The 20562-nt window shown below is 55.4% G+C and carries 22 protein-coding genes and 1 riboswitch; of the genes, 5 read left to right on the top strand and 17 right to left on the bottom strand.

Features of this window, described 5'->3' with window-relative positions; translation table 11 throughout:
* Positions 1 to 15 precede the first annotated feature (15 nt).
* On the bottom strand, positions 16 to 468 hold the full coding sequence (locus tag ACREYP_RS08230) for a lysozyme inhibitor LprI family protein (RefSeq protein WP_008458050.1): 453 nt from the start codon (positions 466 to 468) through the stop codon (positions 16 to 18).
* Positions 465 to 1385: a DUF8812 domain-containing protein gene (locus tag ACREYP_RS08225; protein ID WP_008458048.1), complete on the bottom strand. Its 921-nt coding sequence runs from the start codon at positions 1383 to 1385 to the stop codon at positions 465 to 467. The genes ACREYP_RS08230 and ACREYP_RS08225 overlap by 4 nt, the downstream gene beginning before the upstream one ends.
* A 688-nt stretch (positions 1386 to 2073) precedes the next feature.
* On the opposite strand from ACREYP_RS08225, the gene ACREYP_RS08220 reads away from it, so the two are divergent.
* Positions 2074 to 2403 (top strand): gamma-glutamylcyclotransferase family protein, encoded by a 330-nt coding sequence (locus ACREYP_RS08220; protein ID WP_008458045.1) that lies wholly within the window; start codon positions 2074 to 2076, stop codon positions 2401 to 2403.
* Positions 2404 to 2445: 42 nt separating this feature from the next.
* On the opposite strand, the gene ACREYP_RS08215 is transcribed toward ACREYP_RS08220, so the two are convergent.
* The 11 genes from ACREYP_RS08215 to ACREYP_RS08165 form a co-directional block, all read right to left on the bottom strand.
* Complete coding sequence (locus tag ACREYP_RS08215; RefSeq protein WP_336818023.1) at positions 2446 to 3405, bottom strand: YbgA family protein; 960 nt, start codon at positions 3403 to 3405, stop codon at positions 2446 to 2448.
* Between the two features lie 17 nt (positions 3406 to 3422).
* Complete coding sequence (locus ACREYP_RS08210) at positions 3423 to 3950, bottom strand: DUF3833 domain-containing protein (RefSeq protein WP_008458041.1); 528 nt, start codon at positions 3948 to 3950, stop codon at positions 3423 to 3425.
* A complete protein-coding gene (locus tag ACREYP_RS08205; protein WP_008458039.1) occupies positions 3947 to 4480 on the bottom strand; it encodes a hypothetical protein in 534 nt (177 codons plus the stop codon). Before ACREYP_RS08205 ends, ACREYP_RS08210 begins: the two co-directional genes overlap by 4 nt.
* Positions 4477 to 5697, bottom strand: coding sequence for a class I SAM-dependent methyltransferase (locus ACREYP_RS08200; RefSeq protein WP_336818022.1), 1221 nt, complete (start codon positions 5695 to 5697; stop codon positions 4477 to 4479). Before ACREYP_RS08200 ends, ACREYP_RS08205 begins: the two co-directional genes overlap by 4 nt.
* Positions 5694 to 6416 carry a DUF1365 domain-containing protein gene (locus ACREYP_RS08195; RefSeq protein WP_336818021.1) on the bottom strand — a complete coding sequence of 241 codons (723 nt, stop codon included), beginning with the start codon at positions 6414 to 6416 and terminating at the stop codon, positions 5694 to 5696. The genes ACREYP_RS08200 and ACREYP_RS08195 overlap by 4 nt, the downstream gene beginning before the upstream one ends.
* 1 nt (position 6417) lies before the next feature.
* Positions 6418 to 7677, bottom strand: coding sequence for an NAD(P)/FAD-dependent oxidoreductase (locus ACREYP_RS08190; protein WP_008458030.1), 1260 nt, complete (start codon positions 7675 to 7677; stop codon positions 6418 to 6420).
* Positions 7674 to 8393 (bottom strand): SDR family NAD(P)-dependent oxidoreductase, encoded by a 720-nt coding sequence (locus tag ACREYP_RS08185; RefSeq protein ID WP_336818020.1) that lies wholly within the window; start codon positions 8391 to 8393, stop codon positions 7674 to 7676. The genes ACREYP_RS08190 and ACREYP_RS08185 overlap by 4 nt, the downstream gene beginning before the upstream one ends.
* Positions 8390 to 8824, bottom strand: a complete 435-nt coding sequence (locus ACREYP_RS08180; protein WP_336818019.1) for a nuclear transport factor 2 family protein — start codon at positions 8822 to 8824, stop codon at positions 8390 to 8392. The genes ACREYP_RS08185 and ACREYP_RS08180 overlap by 4 nt, the downstream gene beginning before the upstream one ends.
* Positions 8825 to 9052: 228 nt before the next feature.
* Positions 9053 to 9781, bottom strand: a complete 729-nt coding sequence (locus ACREYP_RS08175) for a MerR family transcriptional regulator (protein WP_008458022.1) — start codon at positions 9779 to 9781, stop codon at positions 9053 to 9055.
* 192 nt (positions 9782 to 9973) lie between these two features.
* On the bottom strand, positions 9974 to 10549 hold the full coding sequence (locus ACREYP_RS08170) for a DUF1349 domain-containing protein (protein ID WP_336818018.1): 576 nt from the start codon (positions 10547 to 10549) through the stop codon (positions 9974 to 9976).
* A 24-nt stretch (positions 10550 to 10573) separates the two neighbouring features.
* Positions 10574 to 11596: an LLM class flavin-dependent oxidoreductase gene (locus ACREYP_RS08165; RefSeq protein ID WP_008458018.1), complete on the bottom strand. Its 1023-nt coding sequence runs from the start codon at positions 11594 to 11596 to the stop codon at positions 10574 to 10576.
* A 163-nt stretch (positions 11597 to 11759) separates the two neighbouring features.
* Positions 11760 to 11861: riboswitch (TPP riboswitch) on the top strand.
* A 59-nt stretch (positions 11862 to 11920) separates the two neighbouring features.
* Between ACREYP_RS08165 and tenA the strand changes: the two genes are divergently transcribed.
* Genes tenA through ACREYP_RS08145 form a run of 4 tightly spaced genes read left to right on the top strand, consistent with a single transcriptional unit; the run spans position 11921 to position 15063 of the window.
* Positions 11921 to 12601 (top strand): thiaminase II, encoded by a 681-nt coding sequence (tenA, locus tag ACREYP_RS08160; RefSeq protein ID WP_336818017.1) that lies wholly within the window; start codon positions 11921 to 11923, stop codon positions 12599 to 12601.
* Positions 12598 to 13338, top strand: coding sequence for an ABC transporter ATP-binding protein (locus ACREYP_RS08155; RefSeq protein WP_336818016.1), 741 nt, complete (start codon positions 12598 to 12600; stop codon positions 13336 to 13338). Before tenA ends, ACREYP_RS08155 begins: the two co-directional genes overlap by 4 nt.
* Positions 13335 to 14105: an ABC transporter permease gene (locus ACREYP_RS08150; RefSeq protein WP_336818015.1), complete on the top strand. Its 771-nt coding sequence runs from the start codon at positions 13335 to 13337 to the stop codon at positions 14103 to 14105. The genes ACREYP_RS08155 and ACREYP_RS08150 overlap by 4 nt, the downstream gene beginning before the upstream one ends.
* 25 nt (positions 14106 to 14130) lie before the next feature.
* Complete coding sequence (locus ACREYP_RS08145) at positions 14131 to 15063, top strand: ABC transporter substrate-binding protein (protein ID WP_166991404.1); 933 nt, start codon at positions 14131 to 14133, stop codon at positions 15061 to 15063.
* A 43-nt stretch (positions 15064 to 15106) separates the two neighbouring features.
* Here the strand turns inward: ACREYP_RS08145 and zigA are convergent, their stop codons facing one another.
* The 4 genes from zigA to nac all read right to left on the bottom strand — a co-directional run bounded on the left by zigA (position 15107) and on the right by nac (position 20367).
* Positions 15107 to 16327 (bottom strand): zinc metallochaperone GTPase ZigA, encoded by a 1221-nt coding sequence (zigA, locus tag ACREYP_RS08140; protein ID WP_008458009.1) that lies wholly within the window; start codon positions 16325 to 16327, stop codon positions 15107 to 15109.
* A gap of 141 nt (positions 16328 to 16468) precedes the next feature.
* On the bottom strand, positions 16469 to 18013 hold the full coding sequence (locus ACREYP_RS08135) for a methyl-accepting chemotaxis protein (protein WP_008458007.1): 1545 nt from the start codon (positions 18011 to 18013) through the stop codon (positions 16469 to 16471).
* A 385-nt stretch (positions 18014 to 18398) separates the two neighbouring features.
* Complete coding sequence (gene cbl / locus ACREYP_RS08130; protein ID WP_008458004.1) at positions 18399 to 19343, bottom strand: HTH-type transcriptional regulator Cbl; 945 nt, start codon at positions 19341 to 19343, stop codon at positions 18399 to 18401.
* A gap of 106 nt (positions 19344 to 19449) precedes the next feature.
* The gene (nac, locus tag ACREYP_RS08125; RefSeq protein WP_008458002.1) at positions 19450 to 20367 is read right to left on the bottom strand and encodes a nitrogen assimilation transcriptional regulator NAC; all 918 of its coding nucleotides are present in this window, start codon (positions 20365 to 20367) and stop codon (positions 19450 to 19452) included.
* Positions 20368 to 20562 lie beyond the last annotated feature (195 nt).

The following is a 20562-nucleotide window of genomic DNA, read 5'->3' as shown; positions in this document are numbered from 1 at the left end:
TGCTCCCCTGTATGTTTACTTGGCAGGAGGTAAATCCATGATATGAAGTTCTTCTATATGAAGCTTGTTCAGGTTTATCTCACACTGATCTTTATATGATTGATAATCACGCGCCGCCTCCCCGATTGAACTTGCCACACCGAGACAAAGATTTTTCTTGTAAGTCATCCAGGCTTTCTGAGAATCTAAAAAATATTTATTATATACGGAGCCAACAGTTTCATCAGAACTATCAGGTTTCTCTGTGGGATAATCATAGTTGGATATAATTTTTTTACTGATTTCAGATATCAAAACATCTAACTGATTATCACTCTCTACCCGTTTTTGATAGAGACAATTATATGCATCAGCAATTTCCTTATGCTCTTTAAAACAGGCGTCTCTTTCATTTCCGGTTGACAACCCCGCATAGGAAGGCAAGGAAAACATCATCACCACTATTAATGAAAATATTTTTTCTTTCATTTCAAATACCTTAACCTTTTCCTGTTGCTTTCATATGACATATAAATAGATGATGCTCGGATAAGTTCAATTAGGGCGGACTTTCCTTTTATTGCCGCTCTGAATAATGCTTCAGCATTCTCCACCCCTTGGAAAAATATATCAACCAAAACATCTCTTATCCGTTGTTCAAAACTTTGCCATGCTGGAGCATCAGGTATTCGCCTTGATACCCGGCTATAGACGCCCCTTGTATATTCGAGCTTTTCTCTGTACGCAATTTCAAAGAGCCTGATTTGCTGCTGATGGGTGATTTCTCCCACTAATGGCCCGTACACCTTCACAAACTCACCTGCTAGCCTCCCCTTAAGCCCGGCAGCTCTGGAACAAAGCCTTGCCTTATACTCTTCCAATCCTGCTCCACGCAATGTTGCAAAGACTTCGCCAGTGGAACGATTTCCCATATCATAGCCGCGCCCCAGAGTAACACCGGACGAAACATCAGTCGGCCAGTGAAGTATCCTCGAAAAGTAAGGCGTTCGGTGCTGTCTGAACGGTGCCACAGCGGTAACATAATCAGCGCCCTCCGCATCAAAAGTGATCTGCCCTTCCATTACCCTTAATGGTCCATGCTGGTGTCTTGGTCGCCAGCCCGGAGCAGCATTCTCAAGCGCCACCATAAATGCACTGTCCACTGGATGAACTAATCCAGACGGATGCATGTTCAGCAAACGCTGATACCAACGAATAGCCTCTATGGTTTGCTGACCACACTGCCCATTTATACGTAGATGTCTCCCTGTAGCTTGCTGATAACCAGCATCCAGCATCATTTTCTGGATATTTTTTACATCTTCAGAAGCATTGGTACCGCAGGTCCCGACAGATGAAAATAATCGAGAGGGGTGTAGCAACATAGGCTCGTGATATTTTGACATGACAATCTCCCTAATCATCATAAATCTAACAACTAATTGTAATTACTATCCCTTTACAAGTCCCAAAAGATACATCGAATTAGAATATTGCCCAGGCTAAATTCTTGGGGGTGAGAAATAATCATATAAGGATTAAGCCTAAGCAATCGCTATATACGATTTATGATCCACATCAGCAACTCCCGTTAATTCAATTTTTTTCAATTTCATCACCTTCTAACCTTAACCTTTCTGCCGCCTGAAATTTTGATCTGTTTTCCGTTGTAGGCAGCCCGAACTGTTCCGCACTCTCTGATAAGGTTGCTACGATATATGGTATTAACAGGATACTGGCGACAATATTCCTGCTGGTCAGAGATGAGCATTCGCGTTTCATCATTCATTCCGGCCAGCAGTTCCGCCGTAAACGAGGATTGATCCATTGTTGCCAGCAGTTCCGGGGTCAGTTCATGTTACCGGAAGCTGTATCTCCAGCAACGGGTGATGTTTATGTTCTTGGCCAGGGTTTAAATAAACGGAGTAACTATCACGACACAGCCTCTGAACAGTACCAGGATGCCGACGATTTTCATCAGCATGCATCCCTTGAATTAATCCCCCTGCTTTCCCGTTGCCAGCCGCCGCAATACGCCGTATGTTGAATCCCCTGCTCTGGTCCTGATTTAGCTGCGTTACGCGTTGAGGGAAAATGGAATCACTGTTTGTTTACGGCACGCTTCGTCCCGGGCACGTTAACGTCCACATTATGGAAAACATCGGCGGCGAGTGGCTGCCGGGCTATGTGCGCGGCACTTTCTACCAACGCGGCTGGGGCGCTGCCGCCGACTTCCCCGGCATCGTGCTGGATAAAAATGGCCCGGAGGTTCACGGCTATCTGTTTTTATCCCAAAACCTGAGCGAGCACTGGCCGATGCTGGATGAATTTGAAGACGGATACGACCGGGTAGAAGTCGAGGTCACCACGCCTGATGGCCGCACCGTCACCGCGTGGATTTATGAGTTGCAGCCGAAGCGTTAGACCGGAGATCGAATGCAGGTTCGGCCTCCTTCATTTGGTCGGTTAATTTACGCCGAGCCGCAGCGCTAAATAATCCGGATAAGGATTAAAGTAATTCTGCGTCAGCAGATAGCGATCCGGGTACTCCGCCAGATAATGTTTCAGCAACGTCAGAGGCGCCAGGATCGGCAACAACCCGTCGCGATAATGCAGGATCACATCCCGCAGCTCACCGCGCTGGCGAGTATTCAGCCTGGGACGAAAATACCCCTGAATATGCATCAACACATTGGTGTGATTCTTCCGCGAGGCGGGCGTTTTAAGGATTGCCATCAGCTTCTCACGGTAGGCCACAAAGAAGCTGTCGAGCTCGTCCCACTCATGCAGCGAGGCGACGAAAGGGCCAATCTCGCGGTAGCCCGCCTGATGGTGCGCCAGCAGTTGAAGTTTGTACCGACTATGGAAATCGAGTAACGCGCGGCGGCTCAGGCCGTTAGCCCGCAGCGTGTTCAGTTCATGCAGCGCGAAAACGCGCTCCACAAAGTTTTCCCTCAGCATCGGATCGTGCAGGCGACCATCTTCTTCCACCGGCAGCCAGGGGAATGTCTTCAGCAACGCCTGGGTGAACGTCCCCACGCCCTCCTTGCGGCCAGGGTTGCCCTTCACGTCGTACAGCCTGACACGTTCCATCCCGCAGCTCGGCGATTTAGCACAAACGATAAATCCAGCCAGCCCATCCAGACCCGAGACGTAGTTTGTGGCGAAATCAGCCATTTTCTCCGTGACGTCGTCATGCGGCGCCTGGCTAAAACGCATTCTGATCTCCCCTTCGCCCAGTTTCACCAGGCGAAGAGCGGGCCGGGGAACAGGCAGACCAATAGCCATTTCCGGGCAGACCGGTTTGAAGGTCACGCTCTGCGCCAGTTCCTCCATGACAAAGGCCATTCGCTTGTGCCCGCCATCAAATCGCACGGCAGAACCGGTTAAACAGCCGCTGATCCCAATCACAGGTTTGGTGCTCATCGCTTTATCCTCTCTGACTAAATTTTTCGGGTGAAGAACAGCGTGACTGTGCCTACGGTAACCCCGAATTTTTTCATCTCGGTTTTATTGAAGATATGTTTGTCGTCCTGGAGGTACATCCAGTCGTCAAAGTGCAGCAGCCAGGTGCTGCCGTTGGCTTTAACATTCATGCTGTAGCGCCAGTTAAAAGCGTTGCCTGCGGCCTGGCCCGTCGCCACGCCGTCGATATCCCCGGCCGTACCCTCGAAGCGTTCCGCGCTGACGCGGCGGATGCGCCACACCCGCTGCTGCTGTTCCCCATCGTCATAGAGGAAATGTTCATTCAGCGTCAGGGTGTCCCCCACCACATTGCCGTCGACCTCAACGTGAAAGCGGCGCAGCTGTTTCCCGCTGCGATCCTGCACCATGCCCCACGCCTCAGTTTTGCCCTGGAAATAATGGAAGATGTCTAGCGTAGGCTGCTGGTGACGATAATCAGTAATCTCGGTGCTACAGCCAGCCAACAGCATCAGCATCCCCAGAGTGAGTAACAGTATGCGTTTCATTTTTCACCTCCGGTCAGCTGCTGGCGCAGCTCAGGGTATTGCGTTCGGGGTCCCAGCCAGATGGCCAGAAAGCGCGTACTGAAATCAGCAGTCTGGCGCGGCCCTAGTGGCGTAAAGCTTTTTTGCGCCGCAGAGGCGCGATACCAGAACTGGCCCTGCCCGTCAGTCAGGACAAAAGCCAGCTGCGCATCTGTGGTGACATCCGGCCAAAGCGTTTGCAGCATCCGCAGCCAGGCCTCACTTCGCGGTTCGCTCGCCAGGATACCCTGCGCCTGCCACTGCTCGCGGGTGGCATCCACCAGCGCCTGGCGGTCGATATCGCGCTTATAGGTAATGATCAACGCCTGATCTTGCTTCAGCCCCTGATAGCGCCCATCCGGCGTGCGCAGCTGAGAGGTATAGACGGTAAACGGCCCCCAGGTCAGGGTCGCGTCTCCCACTTTACGCCAGCTAAGCCAGTCGGCAGCGTGGGCCGCTGACGAAAGCGCGCTCAGACACAGCAGCAGACAAACTTGCAGATAGCGTTTCATACCCGCTCTGCGGTCAGCTGCACCACGCTGATGGTGCGGGCGTTGAATCCGGCCTCACAGTAGCCGAAGTAATAAAGCCACATCCGGCGGAAGCGGGCGTCAAACCCCAGCGCCTCAATCTCCTGCCAGGCATGAATAAAACGCTGCCGCCAGTGCGCCAGCGTGCGGGCATAATCGGGCCCCATATCTAACAAGTTACGCACCACAAAGTCGGTGTGGCGGGTCATCAGGTCGCTCATCACCGTCACGCTGGGTAAGAAACCGCCGGGAAATATGTAGCGCTGGATAAAGTCGACGCTTTTGCTGTAGTCCCGGTAGCGCTGGTCCTGAATGGTGATGGCCTGAATCGCCATTTTTCCTCCCGGGCGCAGGCGTGCCTGGCAGGTGCGAAAGAACGCGGGCAGATAGCGCTGCCCTACTGCCTCGATCATCTCTATCGAAACCAGCTTGTCATATTGCCCGGTCAAATCCCGATAATCGCAAAGCAGCACTTCGACTCTGTCCTGCAGTCCCGCACGAGCGATGCGTGCCTTCGCCCAGTCGTATTGCTCCTGGGACAGCGTGGTGGTGGTAACCCGGCAGCCATAGTGAGACGCGGCGTACTCCGCCATCGCCCCCCAGCCGGTGCCAATCTCCAGCAGATGATCGCTTGCCTTTAACGTCAGCTGTTCACACAGGCGCGCCATTTTTGCACGCTGGGCTTGAACAAGATCCTGCTCCTCAGAGGCAAACAGCGCGCTGGAGTAGAGCAGTTCTTGATCGAGAAATAGCGAATAAAAGGTATTGCCCAAATCATAATGTGCGGCGATGTTTTCCCGCGCCTGCTCCCGGTGATTACGCCGCGTCCAGTGGTGAAAACGCTCCACGGGTTTACCCAGCAGGCGGAAACCGTTTTCCAGCCGCCCTAAAACACGCCCGTTTAGCGCCAGAATTTGCAGTAACGGGGTTAACTCTTCGCTCTCCCAGTCACCATCCATCCAGGCTTCGGCGGCCGCCAGGCTCCCGCCGGTGAGCACTCGCCAGTAAACTCTCGGGGAGATAACCTGCACCCCGGCGCTAAGTGAGGCGGCTGCATCACCAAAATGGAAGATCTGCGATCCTTCACGCACGGTGACAGACCCTTGCTCTATACCGCTCAACAAGCGAAACAACAGCCAGCGTGCGATGCGGACGCTGCGCGGCACATCAGGTTCAAGCGCAAAGGCGGGACTGGTCATGAACGTTCACTCCTGCTGGCCGGATGATTGTAAACAGGCACACGTTTGAGCCACAGCCGCAGCGCCTGCCAGTAAATGGCGACCGCAGTTTTTAACGTCATCGCCGGGAAACGCAGCAGCATGGACGTCAGATTTTTGCGCGTCAGGGCCTGACGGCGCAGCAACAGCGTGGCATCAAACACTTTCGAGGCCTGATGATTTTCAATATGCATGTGCAGCGTTTTGCCGGGGGGGTTAAAACGCCAGTGGTACACCATGTCCATCGGGTTAAACGGCGAAACGTGGAAGGCTTTTTCAATCGGACGTGACGTCTGTCCATCCACGGCATAGTAATGGCGCTCGTTCCAGGGAGTATTACGCACCTCGGCAAGCACCCAGCGCAGGCTGTTGTCGCCGGCATAACAGTAGTAAAAGTTGACCGGGTTAAAGTGGAAGCCGTAGTAGCGCAGCTGGGTCAGAAGTATAACTCGCCCTGCAGGCTGCTCCCCTGTCAGGTCTTTCACCCGCGCAAGGACTTTCTCTTTGAGCGGCGTACCCAGCGGGTAATCCGCATCGTGGAAAGCGGCAGCGGCGAAGCGGTTACGGCGAATGCCAATCCCCGGCAGCGCATCAAGCTCGTCTAAATCAAGCCAGGCCATGAACACACGATAGGTAAAGTGGTGCGTTTTAGGCTGAAGGCGGCGGTGGCGCAAGATCCCCTCATAAAGGCAACTGTTCATCTTATTGCCCTCCTCCGGCCGCAATGCCTTGCACCACATCCAGCGCACTGTGCACGCCATCTTCATGAAAACCGTTGTACCAGTAGGCACCACAGAACCAGCTTCGCTGGTGGCCGTTAATCTCGCCGCGACGCGCCTGCGCACGCCAGCTTTGAGGGTTAAAGAGCGGGTGCTCATAAACAAACCGCTGCCAGACGAAGCGGGAATCGATGGGCGTTTCCGGGTTAAGCGTCACGCAAAACAGCGGCGCTTCTTTCGGCAACCCTTGCAGAATGTTCATGTTGTAAGTGACGCAGGCGCTGGCCCGCTCCTGCGAACTCAAGCGATAGTTCCAGCTTGCCCAGGCGCGTTCGCGCACCGGCAGCCAGCGGCGATCGCTGTGTAACACCACCTCGTTACGCTGCCAGCCAATATCGCCCAACACTTCGTGCTCGGCCTGAGTGGGGTGCTCAATCATCGCCAGCGCCTGAGCCGAGTGGCAGGCAAAAATCACCTGATCGAACGCCTGGCTTGCGTGTTCCAGTTGGATGTTAACGCCGTCATGATGACGGACAACGCACTGCACCGGCGAGTTGAGATGCACGGTCAGCCTTTCACCCAGCTGTGCCAGCATCGCCCGGATGTATTCCCGAGAACCACCGGGTACCACGTACCACTGGGGACGCTGAGTAATATCCAGCAGGCCATGGTGCTCAAAGAAGCGCAGAAACAGCGCCAGAGGAAAACGGCGCATCTCTTCCAGCGACGAGGACCAGATAGCAGCCCCCATGGGCAAAATGTAGTGACGTGCAAAAAAGGCGCTGAACTGCTGCTGAGCAAGGAAATCCTGCAACGTCGCCAGGGCATCAATCTCTCCCGCCAGCGCGGCTTTTGCCTGCCGGTTAAAACGGACAATCTCTTTTAACAGTCCCCAAAATGACGGGTTAAAAAGGTTGCGACGCTGGGCGAACAGCGAGCTAAATGTGTGGCCGTTATATTCCAGCCCGTTTTGCGGGTTATGCACCGAAAAACTCATCTGCGTTTTTTGCCCACGGATGCCAAGCTCGCTCAGCAGGCCCATAAACCGCGGATAAGTCCTGTCGTTATAGACAATAAACCCGGTGTCTATGGCATAGGTTCCCTGCGGCGTAGCAACATCCACGGTGGCAGTGTGGCCTCCCACGCTGGAACCCGCCTCAAAGAGGGTGACCTGATGATGTCCGGCGAGCCGCCAGGCGCAGGTCAGCCCGGCGATACCGCCGCCGATAATAGCGATGTTCATGCGCGAACCATCCTGCGCAAAAAGAGGCGCTGTAGACCTACGGGTAACCCCGCCAGCAGGCGCATCACCAGGCCGAATCCCGTCGGGAAAGCAATGTCATCGCGGCCTTTAGCCAGGCCACGGCGAATCGCCCTCACCGCAGCATCAACGCTTACCCGGCCAGGCATGGAAAAATCGTTTTTTTGAGTTAACGGTGTGTCCACAAAGCCCGGTGAAACCACCGTGACGGCAATCCCTTTCGGCTCCCAGTCCAGGCGCAGGCTATTGGCAAACCAGGTCAGCGCGGCTTTCGAAGCGCCATAGGCTTCTGCCCGTGGAAATGGCAACCAGTGGGCCATCGAGCTGACCAGCACGACGCGGTTGCCGGCAACAAGCCGAGGTTGAAGCGCGGCCAGGCAGTTGACCGGCCCAAGAAAATTGGTCGCCATCACCCGCTCAACCAGCGCGGCATCCACCTGGCCGTGATCCAGATACTCACAGGTTCCCGCGCAAAGGATAACCAGATCCGCCCGGCAGTTGGCCAGCGCTTCGCGGCTGGCATCCCGGTCGGTCATATCGAACTGGCGTACCGCGATGTTTGAACTGTGCTGCTGCAAGGTTGCCAGCCGCGCCGCATCTCTGCCGCAGGCAATGACGCGATGGCCCTCATCGGCCCAGGATTTTGCCAGCCCGGCGCCGATGCCGGAGCTTGCGCCCGTAATAAGGACAGTCATCATGGGCGCACCCTTCTTTTCACGCTGCGAACCGCCCAACCCAGCAGGGGCAGATGTTCGTACAGCATTTCTCCGGCATCGTAGTAGTCGCGCTGGCGAATAATCAGGTCGTTCTTGAGATCAACCACCGAACAGCCAGGCAAGGACAGCCCTTTTCCACCGGAGACCTTCGGGTGAGACCAGTGCATTGTCCAACCGACGGCAAAACGCGCCTCATCACATAGCGGGGGATCGATAGCAAAACGGCAGTTCACCACGCTGGCCAGCAGGTGGGCGAAGTAGCGCTGGATCTCAGGCAACCCGCGATGCTCGCCAAACGGATCGATGAGTATGGCATCGGAGGCGTAAAGCCCGGCCAGCGCCGAGGGCGACTGCTTGTCCAGCCCGGCGTAATAATCAACAAAGCGATGAATGGCGGTTGGCGTTGTGCCCATGAGTTTCACCCTCGCGGTGAAGCACCTAACGTTATCGTATAATTAAAACTTGCACAAATACTTATATTTGTCCAAGTTTTGATTGTGATATTTTTAAAAAATTAACAATTTCAATTATTTACAAAAAGTTAAACGATGCGGTAGATTTTCATTTTTTGATAGCACAGCTCGGCCCACCGCGTTTTCAGCGGGCCGCTGGAGGAGGATATTGTGGAGGGGAAAACGAGCCTAGAGGGGAATGACCTCGAACATAGCACCCTGCTGCTGCCAGAGTTCAAGCTGCTTTTTACGTGTCGCCGTCAGCTTACCGGAGGTGACCAGCAGCCATTTTCGATCGGGAAAGATTTCCGGGGCCAGGACGGCAGGCGGAACGGGAAGCACGTCGATGCGGTGTCCCTGGCCGGTTCGCCTGAGCGCCTCCAGCCAGATTTCGCAGGGGTCACTCAGATGCCAGCCGGTAATCAGGCAGTTGTCACCGGGCGCTCTTTTATCCCCTTCAAGGCAAAACGAGGTGTAGGCGATAATGATGCCGTCGAGAATTTCGCGCAGGGTCATGATGGCCGGTACGTTAGCCGAGACTTTACTGCGCAGCGGGCGCAACACTTCCGTCACCAGTTCCGCGCGCGGATATTCCCGGCCTGCATCGTAGAGAAGCTGGCGAAGAGATTCGATTTTCCCCTCATTCAGCCGCTGCAACATACTCTCCTGCAGGCCAAGCCAGTTGTTCGCCCGGCGCATTTCAGGCCGGGCCAGCAGCGGCTTAACCTGGCTGACCGGCACCCCTTTTTTCACCCAGTCGAGAATGTTAAGCGCCTGCTGGATATCTTCGTCGCTGTACTGCCGATGACCGCCATCGGTTCGCATCGGCTTGAGCAGGCCGTAACGACGCTGCCAGGCACGGAGCGTGGTGGCGTTTATCCCGCAGAGCCGGGCAAATTCGCCGATGGAGTAAGACATGAAGAGCACCTGATAACCATCAATACTCACAATATACTACGAATTATACCGGGCTGAATGAAGCGCGAAGCGTTTGCACTTTATTTTCAATGCCCAACGGAAAAACATTTGCCCCTTTACCGGCTTTGTCCCCGCCAGGAGAAACCCTGCCTGGCAAATGTCTGGCGGGGCGCCGCCCGACTAAACGGCTGATTAACTTAAATCGTGCAGTCCTTTATCCAGCGCGGCACTCAGCATCATTTCTTCGAAGTTCACCGCCAGCCCGCCACGCTGCGGGGTGCAGCACATCACGCCTACCCTGCATGCGTCGAATCCGGGGAAATGCGCCAGTCTCAGCAGCGGCCAGCTTTTGCCGTCAACGGAATACTGCAGCCGCAGGCTGTCCCCTTTTCGGGTCAGGCGCATCCAGAACAGATTTGCTTGACCGGGAAAGACGCCGGTTGCCCAGTCGGAATGGCCCTGCGTCAGCACGCTGCCAATGGCAGGCGCGTCGTCGTTAAACTCGATGCCCGCTTTTAGCCAGTGGGATTCATCCCCCATCAACATGATGCCGGCCTGGTCGTAGAGTGCGCTAAATTCAGCTTTGACCTTCACCTGGAAAGTAAAATCCCCCCGCACGTTGCAGCCATAAAAATGGCCGGAGAAACGCTCAAACCCGTACCATGTTTTGCGCCAGAAGTCGGTTTGTTCATCGGTGACAACCGTCAGCCCGCCGTCGCCTTCTTGCCAGACTTTTGGCTCATTAATCCAGTAAAAATCCTCGCTCATAGCATGACCTTTTCCCTGTTTTATTTAGCGCCAGCCCAACTCTGGTGCAACGTGCTTCAGAATAGATTCGATGACGTGCGCGTTATAATCCACGCCCAGCTGGTTTGGCACGGTTAACAGCAGCGTGTCGGCTTCAGCAATCGCTTCATCCTGCGCCAGTTGCTTAATGAGCAGTTCCGGTTCAGCGGCATAGCTGCGGCCGAAAATGGCCCGGGTTTGTGGCTCGATGTAGCCAACCTGATCGCCTTCTTTGCCGCTGCCGCCGAAGTAGTTGCGGTCGCGCTGGTCCATTAACGCGAAGATGCTGCGGCTGACGGAAACGCGCGGCTCACGCGTATGGCCCGCCTCTTTCCACGCGGCCCGATAAGCACGGATTTGCTTCGCCTGCTGGATATGAAACGGCTCGCCGGATTCATCGGTTTTCAGCGTGGAGCTTTGCAGGTTCATCCCTAACTTCGCGGCCCACTCCGAGGTCGCGTTGGAGCTGGCTCCCCACCAGATTCGCTCCCGTAGCCCGGCAGAAAACGGCTCCAGACGCAGCAACCCCGGCGGATTAGGAAACATCGGCTGCGGGTTAGGTTCGGCAAAACCGTCCCCTTTCAGCGCCTCGAGGAACACTTCGGTATGACGGCGCGCCATATCGGCTTCGGTCTCTCCTTCGCCCGGCACATAGCCAAAATAGCGCCAGCCGTCGATCACCTGCTCCGGCGAGCCACGGCTGATTCCAAGCTGCAGGCGGCCCCCGGCAATCAAGTCCGCGGCGCCCGCATCCTCCACCATGTAAAGCGGGTTTTCATAGCGCATATCGATCACGCCGGTGCCGATTTCAATACGTTTAGTTTTTGCCCCAATGGCCGCCAGCAGCGGGAAAGGCGAGCTTAGCTGACGAGCAAAATGGTGCACGCGGAAGTAAGCGCCGTCCGCGCCAAGCTCTTCTGCAGCAACGGCAAGATCGATGGACTGCAGCAGCGTATCCGCCGCAGAGCGCGTGCCGGACTGGGCGGCAGGCGACCAGTGGCCAAAAGAGAGAAAGCCAATCTTTTTCATCGGATATCATCCTTAGACTCGTAGGTAACCGGCCTACAGTGACAAAATTCCCGCCCCGTGTGCCAGCAAAATATTGCGATACCGCACTAAACGGATCGTCGCTTTCAGCAAGATCAGACACAGCGCCCGGCGATTGTAATCAAAAAGTAAATGTCGTATAACAGGCACCTCCGAGGGGTGTCCTGTATGGGCTGAGATGGCGTAAGCCGAACCCTTTGAACCTGATCTGGGTCATGCCAGCGAAGGGACGGTCGGCAATCACAGCTCTGTTATTGTCTGTTCATACCTCTGCGCGCCCGGATCTCCACTTACCCAGGAGGTCCCATGTACACCCCACTTTTCGAAAACGGTCTTTACGGACGACTGCGCGAGCAGGCCGGCCAGCACTGGCAGGATTACGTCGATCACCCTTTTCTGCAGCAGCTTGCTGTCGGCACGCTGCCTGAAGCCGCATTTAAGCGCTATCTGACCCAGGATTATCTTTTCCTGATTCATTTTGCCCGCGCCTACGCCCTGCTGGTCAGCAAGCTTCGCACGCTGCCGGAAATGCGCACCGCGACCGCATCGCTGAATGCCATTGTCTCCGAGCTGCCGCTCCATGTGGCTTACTGTCGAAGCTGGGGCCTGGACGAAGCGCAAATAGTGGCCGAGGCGGAAGCGCCAGAAACCATGAATTACACCCGTTACGTGCTGGATATTGGCCATTCAGGCGACGCGCTCGATCTGCTGGCTGCGCTGCTGCCCTGCGTGGCCGGATATGCAGAAATCGGCCTTGGCCTGCTGCATAGCTCCGACACGGTGATGGCAGGCAATCCCTACGCGAACTGGATCCGTAACTATGGCGATGAAGGCTACCTCACCGGCGTGCGGGCCGCTGTGCAGTTGCTCGAAAACGTAGGCCACCAGCGTGGCGCGGAAAGCCGTTTCTCAGAGCTATCACAGATTTTTACCACCGCGACGCAGCTTGAATCCGCGTTCTGGCAGATGGGGCTGAATGCCTCATGACCGACAGCGCGACTTCGCCGGGCATTCAGGTGCGCGATCTCAGCCTGCGCTTTGGCCAGCAGACCATTTTTGAGCGGCTGAATTTTGATATTCCCGGCAGCAGCTTCGTTGCCCTGCTGGGCGCGAGCGGGGCCGGTAAAACCAGCCTGCTAAAGATTATCGCCGGGCTGGCGCAGGCCAGTGGCGGAAGCGTGACCTGCAGCGACGGTCTGCCGGTTGCCGGGCGTATCGCCTGGATGGGGCAGAAAGATTTGCTCTACCCGTGGCTCAGCATTGAGCAGAACGTGGCCCTCGGAGCTCGCCTGCGTGGTGAGGCGGTCGACAGACAATGGACGGAACATTTGATTGAGCAGGTCGGGCTGGCTGGCTATGCCAAAGCCCTGCCAGCTTCGCTATCGGGCGGGATGAGGCAACGTGCCGCCATCGCCAGAACGCTTTACGAAAAGCGCCCGATAGTGCTGATGGATGAGCCGTTTTCGGCGCTGGATGCCATCACCCGCACGGCCATTCAGGACCTGGCGGCCAGGCTGCTGGCAAAAAATACCGTGCTGCTGATCACTCACGATCCGATGGAAGCCTGTCGGCTCAGCCACCGCCTGCTGGTGCTCTCCCGCTGGCCTGAGGGCATCGACGATACGCATGTTATTGCCGGGCAGCCGCCCCGCGCGCCGGACGATGTAGATCTACTCCAAAGCCAGGCCGGGCTGCTGCAACAGTTGATCAGGGCCGCCGAATGAAGCTGACTTCAGACACCCCTGCTACACGCCTGCGCCGCGGGCTGACCGTCTTTGCCGGGCTGCTGCTACTTTGGTATCTGCTTACCCTCGGCAATATTCCCGCCTTTCTTTTGCCCTCTCCCGCTTCGGTGGCACTGGCGTTATGGGATGGCCGCGATTATCTCGCCTGGCACACGCTGGTCACCGCTTCAGAGATTATCAGCGGGCTAATTCTGGGCGTACTCCTCGGTGCAGGCCTGGCGCTGGGCATGATGTTTTCCCCCCGCCTCCAGCGCTGGCTGATGCCGCTGGTACTCACCAGTCAGGCAATCCCGGTGTTTGCCCTCGCACCGCTGCTGGTGCTGTGGTTCGGCTTTGGCATGAGCGCCAAAGTGGCGATGGCGGTGCTGGTGATTTTCTTCCCGGTGGTGTCGTCGTTCTTTGACGGACTGCGCCGGGTGAATAACGACTATCTGGATCTGGCCCGCACGATGGGGGCTTCACGCTGGGCGCAGCTGAGGCACGTCCGGCTGATGGCGGCGCTGCCTGCTTTTGGCTCGGGGCTGCGCATGGCCGCCGCCGTCGCCCCCATCGGGGCAATTATTGGCGAATGGGTGGGCTCTGCCGAAGGGCTGGGCTACGTCATGCTGAACGCCAACGCCCGCATGCAAACCGACGTCTGCTTTGCCGCGCTGTTTATTTTAGTCCTGATGACCGTTCTGCTTTGGCTGGCGGTCGATGCCCTGCTGCGGCGGCTGATTGTCTGGTCGCCTGAAAACAACGAATAACCGCCTTAATTAAGGAATTAAGAAGATGAAAAAAACGCTGTGTGGCCTGCTGCTCACCGCCGCCTTTGCCGCTCAGGCCTCCGCCGCTGAAAAGCTGACCCTGGTGCTGGACTGGTACATTAATCCCGATCACGCGCCCATTATGGTGGCCGAACAAATTGGCGCTTTTAAGGCCGAAGGGCTGGACGTGAAGATCATCCCGCCGTCTGACCCGGCGTTGCCGCCGCGCCTGGTTGCCGCCGGGCAGGCCGATCTGGCCATTACCTACCAGCCACAGCTGCATTTCTTTGCCGATCAGGGGCTGCCGCTGGTGCGCGTCGGGACGCTGATTAACACCCCGCTGAATACGGTGATGACGCTGGATCAGACCATCAAATCACCAGCGGATCTTAAAGGCAAAAAAATCGGCTATTCCGTCAGCGGTATCGAGCAGGCGACGCTTGCCACCCTGCTTGAGCATGAGCACGTCAAACCGGAAGAGATGAAGCTCATCAACGTCAACTTCCAGCTCACCAGCGCTCTGCTGGCGGGCCAGGTGGATGCGGTGATCGGCGGCTACCGCAATATCGAAGCGATCGAGCTGAAGCTTCAGGGTAAACCCCCGGTGGTGTTTAACGTCGAGGACTACGGCGTCCCCGCCTACGATGAGCTGATTTTTGTGGCGAATCGTAAAACGGCGAATGAACCGAAGATCAAAAAATTCTTCGCCGCGCTGAAAAAAGGCAACGAGTACCTGCAGGCACATCCGCAGGAGACCTGGCAGGCCTTTGCCAAAGCCCATGCGGAGCTGAATACCGAGCTGAATAAGCAGGCCTGGCAGGCAAGCCTGCCGCTGTTTGCAACTGACCCGGCCAAACTCGACCGCGCCCGCTACCAGGCCTACGAACAGTTCCTGTTTGATAACAAGCTGATCAAGAAAATCACCCCGGTGGATGACTACGCCGTAGAGCTGCACTAGGCCAGGTTGCCCGGTTGCCTGCCAACGGGCAGCCGGGCTTCAGTCAGTCGAACCAGGCATCAATCGGATCGTAATACCGAGCCCAGGCTTTAGGCCCTTCTGCCATTTCGGCATCGGTGAGTAAGGCATACTCCAGCTTCTCGCGCAGGCTCGCCTCGTCCATATCAATGCCGATGAAAACAATCTCCTGGCGCGCATCGCCAATACCGTCTTCCCAGTGCTTTAAAATGTGCCGGAGGCTGTCGGCATCCTGCGGCCACTGTTCACGGGGAATGCTGGCCCACCACATCCCTGCCAGCCCCTGGCGCATCACGCCGCCCGCGTGGGACCAGGATCCGGCATGCTGAGGGCGACTTGCCAGCCAGAAAAAGCCTTTGGAGCGAATCACGCCTTTCAGACCGCCGTCGGTCACCATCTGGAAACGCGCCGGGTGGAAGGGGCGCCGGGCACGAAAAACAAAATTACGAATGCCGTATTCTTCGGTTTCCGGCGTATGTTCGCCGCGCAGCTCTTTTAGCCAGCCCGGCGCCTGAGCGGCGGCATCGAAGTCAAACAGCCCGGTATCCAGAACCTGGTCAAGGCTAACCTGGCTAAACGCCGAAGTGATGATTTTTGCGCGTGGGTTAAGGGAATGCAGCACGGACATCAGGCGGCGTTTCTCCGCGTCGCCGATAAGATCCGTTTTGTTAAGTACAAGCACATCGCAAAATTCTATCTGGTCAATCAGCAGGTCGACCACGGTGCGCTCGTCCCCTTCGCCCATGGACTCGCCGCGAGACTGAATGCTGTCGTAGGATTCATAATCCCGAAGGAAGTTAAAGCCGTCCACCACCGTCACCATGGTGTCGAGCCGGGCGATATCGGACAGGCTTTCCCCCTTATCGTCCACAAAGGTGAACGTTTCCGCCACGGGCAGCGGTTCGGAAATACCGGTAGATTCGATGACCAGGTTATCAAAACGCCCTTCCCGGGCAAGCTGGCTGATTTCCACCAGCAGATCTTCACGCAGGGTGCAGCAAATGCAGCCGTTGCTCATCTCCACCAGCTTTTCATCGGTGCGCGTCAGGCTTGAACCGCCCTCACGCACCAGCGCAGCGTCAATATTCACCTCGGACATATCGTTGACGATCACCGCCACCCGCCGCCCTTCCCGGTTATTTAAAATATGATTCAGCAAAGTGGTTTTACCGGCACCCAAAAAACCGGACAGCACGGTAACGGGCAGTTTCTTTGGCCGATTGTGGGCCTGTGTTAACGATGACATTGCAACTCCTTACTGACTGCGCAGCTATTATTGATATGTTATAACATAACAATAATAAGCAGCATTGTCATGCCGGAGATAAAAACCGTGCGTAGAAATGAAAAAAGCCAGCTAACGCTGGCTTTGAGAAGGAAAGCTGAATTACTGCAGGCGGAACACCCGCACCAGGTCACGCAGCTGCTTCGCCTGGTCATTCAGAGATGCCGCGGCGGCAACCGATTCTTCCACCAGCGCGGAGTTTTGCTGGGTGGTGGAATCAATCATACCAATGGCGCTGTTGATCTGGGAAATGCCGTCGGTTTGCTCCTGACTGGCCTGCTTGATCTCCCCGAGGATGGTGTTCATTTCCTGCACGTTTTCGATCATACCGGCAATCTGGGCATTCGCTTTTTCCACCAGCCCCATGCCCTCGCGAGTCTGGGTGGTTGAGTTCTCAATCAGGCTTCTGATCTCGCTCGCAGATGAAGCACTTTTTTGCGCCAGCTGGCGAACTTCCCCGGCAACCACGGCAAAACCACGGCCATGCTCCCCGGCACGAGCCGCTTCTACCGCCGCATTCAGCGCCAGAATGTTAGTCTGGAACGCGATGGAGTCGATGAGGTTAATGATGTCCGACATACGGTTGGAGGTTTCATTAATCACGCGCATTTTGCTGGTGACCTGAGACATCATCTGGCCGTTGTTTTTCACCACCGTTGCGGCTTCGGAAGAGAGCTTGGTTGCCTCGTTGGTGTGGTCAAAGGTGTTTTTCACCGTGGAGGTGATCTGCTCCATGGAAGCCGCCGTTTCCTCTACGGAGCTGGCCTGCTCTTCGGTGCGAGCCGCAAGATCCTGGTTCCCGGCGACAATTTGCGCGGCGGCAGAAGAGATAGTTTCCGATCCCTGCTGAACCTGATGGACAATCTCTTGCAGGCGGACTTTCATGCTCATCAGCGCCTGCAGCAGTTCGCCTGTTTCATCTTTATGGGTAACCGTGATGCTGCCCGTAAGGTCGCCTTCGGCAATCGCCCCGGCAAATTCAACGGCGCGAACCAGCGGGCGAGTAATAGAGCGCACCACAAACATACCGATGAGGCTACCCAGGGCGATACTCAGCAAAGTCAGAAGCACAGTGACCAGCCGGTTAGAGTGGTAATCTTTATCAACCTGCTGGCCAGCAGCGGACATTTTTTGATTCTGGATAACGATAAGCTCTTGCACCTTATCTTTATATTTTTCCTGAATCTGGATGGTGGTGGCCATCATTTCCTGCAGCGCGGCGGCGCGATCGTTTTGTTGCACCGCCTGTAAAATACGAAAACGCGAGTCCAGATACTGTTTACGAATATCGGCCAGCTCCCGCAGCGCTTTTTGTGACGCAGCGTCGGTACTGGATTTGTTCAGATCCGCCAGCAGCGCTGTAATATGCGCACTGATCTCCGCAAGGTGTTTTTCCGACTTCTGACGAAATACACCGGCTTCATCCAGCAGCATCAGCTGCTGCGTATTCACGAACTCCTGGAAACTATCAATCAGATCGTTGGCTTTAACGGTCGTCGGGTAATCATCGTTAACAATAGTTTGAATGCCGGTATTTGCTCTGCTCAGGCTAAGTAAAGAAAGCCCTGAGCTGAAGACCATCAGCACAATAAAAATAGCAATAGTCAGCGTTAACTTGCTGCGAATTTTTACATCATGTAGTGACATTTTTTCTCCCTTGAGAAGCGTATTTTTATGAATGCGCAAAATCCTCTGCCGCCTAAACAACAGAGAATAAATAGCACAAAGGGATGGAAGCACCTCGTACAGGCTTATCGGATATATTCAGATTAACTTTATGAATTTGATCGTTTTTTTCTTATGGTCAGGCCAGATGGATAGCTGAAAGCTATTAATTGATTTGCGATTGATCGATGATTTGCGATAAGGAACGTTTTTTTATTCTATTTTTAGGGGAACCATACTTTGCCAAACACTATTTTTTTAAATACAGCAAGCGCGAGGTAAATATAAATTCACCCCGCGCCGGTTTATTTAATTATTTAATATTTCATTAACAATACTGAATTACCCTTTTCAGGGCAGGGAAATATCAGATTTGATAATCGATGGCGGGTTCTTCTGGCTCCAGCGCCAGGCGCTTAATTTCCTCGACCGACAGCTCAGGGTTACACAGCTCAATAAAGCGCCAGACATAGTTCCGCTGCAGTTGCCCACGGCGGATCCCGAGCCAGACGGTGTTCGCGTCAAACAGGTGGCGAGTGTCCAGCCGCACCAGGCTCCCTTCTTCCCCACTGGCCTGGTCGGCCACCAGCCCAATACCCAGGCCGAGTTCAACGTAGGTTTTAACCACGTCGGAATCCTGCGCGCTAAGCACAACATCAGCCGTTAAACCACGCCGGGCAAACGCTTCGTCTATACGAGAACGCCCGGTGATACCCTGCCGGTAAGTGATCAGCGGCCAGCGACTGATATCGTCCAGCGTGAGCGGGCTGGTATGAATTAACGGATGTCCCTGCGGAACCAGCAGGCTGTGATACCAGCGGAACCACGGGTAGGCCACCACCAGAGGATCGGTGCTCAGACGTTCGCTGGCGATGCCAATATCCGCCGCGCCGCTGTGCAGCAGCGATTCGATTTCCTGAGGCGTGCCCTGAATCAGCTCAAGGCGAACTTCAGGGAATAAGGCGCGGAAGGCTTTGATCACCACCGGTAGGCTATAGCGAGCCTGTGTGTGGGTGGTGGCGATAGTCAGGACACCGCTGGTGTCGTTGGTAAAAAGATCCGCCAGGCGACGCACGTTGCTGGCTTCGTTGAGAATACGTTCGGCAATCACCAACAGGGCTTTACCCGGTTCGGTCATACCTAATAACCGTTTGCCGCGGCGGATGAATATTTCAATCCCCAGCTCTTCTTCCAGCTCGCGAATATGGCGGCTGACGCCAGACTGAGAGGTGAAAAGCATATTGGCGACTTCGGTGAGATTGTAGTCCCGTCGCGCCGCCTCGCGGATTATTTTTAGTTGCTGGAAATTCACATCGCCCCCGGGATCGTGACTGTTCTTTACACCATTGTTAAAGTCACAGCCCCGGCGGGACAAATAATAAAAACCAGCAACCTATTCCATTTAGTAATAAGCGGAGTTAGCCCACCAGCATCAGTTCGCGATTTTCCAGCGCCGGGCGGGTGACCAGAGACATAAGAATTTCTTTTACCGCCTGGGCCTGAGGTGAAAGCGGTAAACGTGCGGACAGGTTCAGCGACAGCGGTAAATTTAACGACGGGCTGGTAATGCGTGCCATCCAGCCACCGGCTGAATCGGCAAGTGAACGCGCGGCGGATTCCGGCAGCACGGTCACGCCCATACCGCTGGCAATAGCCGCAGTTAAGGTCGAAATAGATTCGATCTCGCCGATAATTTTTGCCGTCAGGCGGCGCAGGGAGAAAGCCTCATCCACGCGCTTGCGAACCGCGCTGTAGTCGCGGGGCAGGAAAAGATTCATGGCGGCAACGTCCGACAAATCAACGCTGTTACCCGGGCAGTCACGGGTGCCCACGAGGAACAAATCCTCTTTGAGCAGCGGCTGGCTGGTCAGCCCCGCCGTTGGCGTGCGGTCATAGAGCACGGCCATATCAAGCTGTCCGCTGAGCAGTTTGTCATTCAGCTGTGAACCGCTATTCTCATGCAAATACACCTGCACATCCGGCAGTTCGGCACGCACGGCCTGCAGCAGCGGCATGGTAATAGAGGATGCCGCCATCCCCGGCGCAAGGCCAATCGAGACGAGGCCTTGCATAGTCTGGCCCACGTTATTCACCGCCAGTTGAGCCTGCTCACACTGGCGCAGAATCGTCCGCGCGTGGGCATACAAAATCTTCCCGGCTTCCGTCGGCGTGACGCCGCGTTTGGTGCGGATCAACAGCTGCTGATCCAGCTCCCCTTCCAGAGTGGCAACCTGCTGGCTGAGCGCCGGCTGTGCGATGTGCAGTACTTCTGCGGCCTGAGTCAGGCTGCCAATATCAACAATTTTTACGAAGTACTTCAGTCGTCTTAAATTCATTTTGCCCCCTATTACGGAATGCCAGTGCCAGTCATGGCTGTGATGTCGTAAAAGGTTTTGCAATATGCTTGCCACATTTTTCGTTTACGGCGCAAACGAGATAACAGGCTGGATAATAAGAGAAACTGATAAAGCCCCCACGAGGATTAACGAAACAGGAGGCTTGCTTATGCCCCATAAGAGGTACAAATGCAC

This window comes from Enterobacter sp. TMH.L2 (genome assembly GCF_050847315.1).
In the GTDB taxonomy this organism is placed as follows: Bacteria; Pseudomonadota; Gammaproteobacteria; order Enterobacterales; family Enterobacteriaceae; genus Cedecea.
The sequence above is the reverse complement of the archived record's forward strand: the minus strand, read 5'-3'. Positions and strand labels throughout refer to the sequence as shown.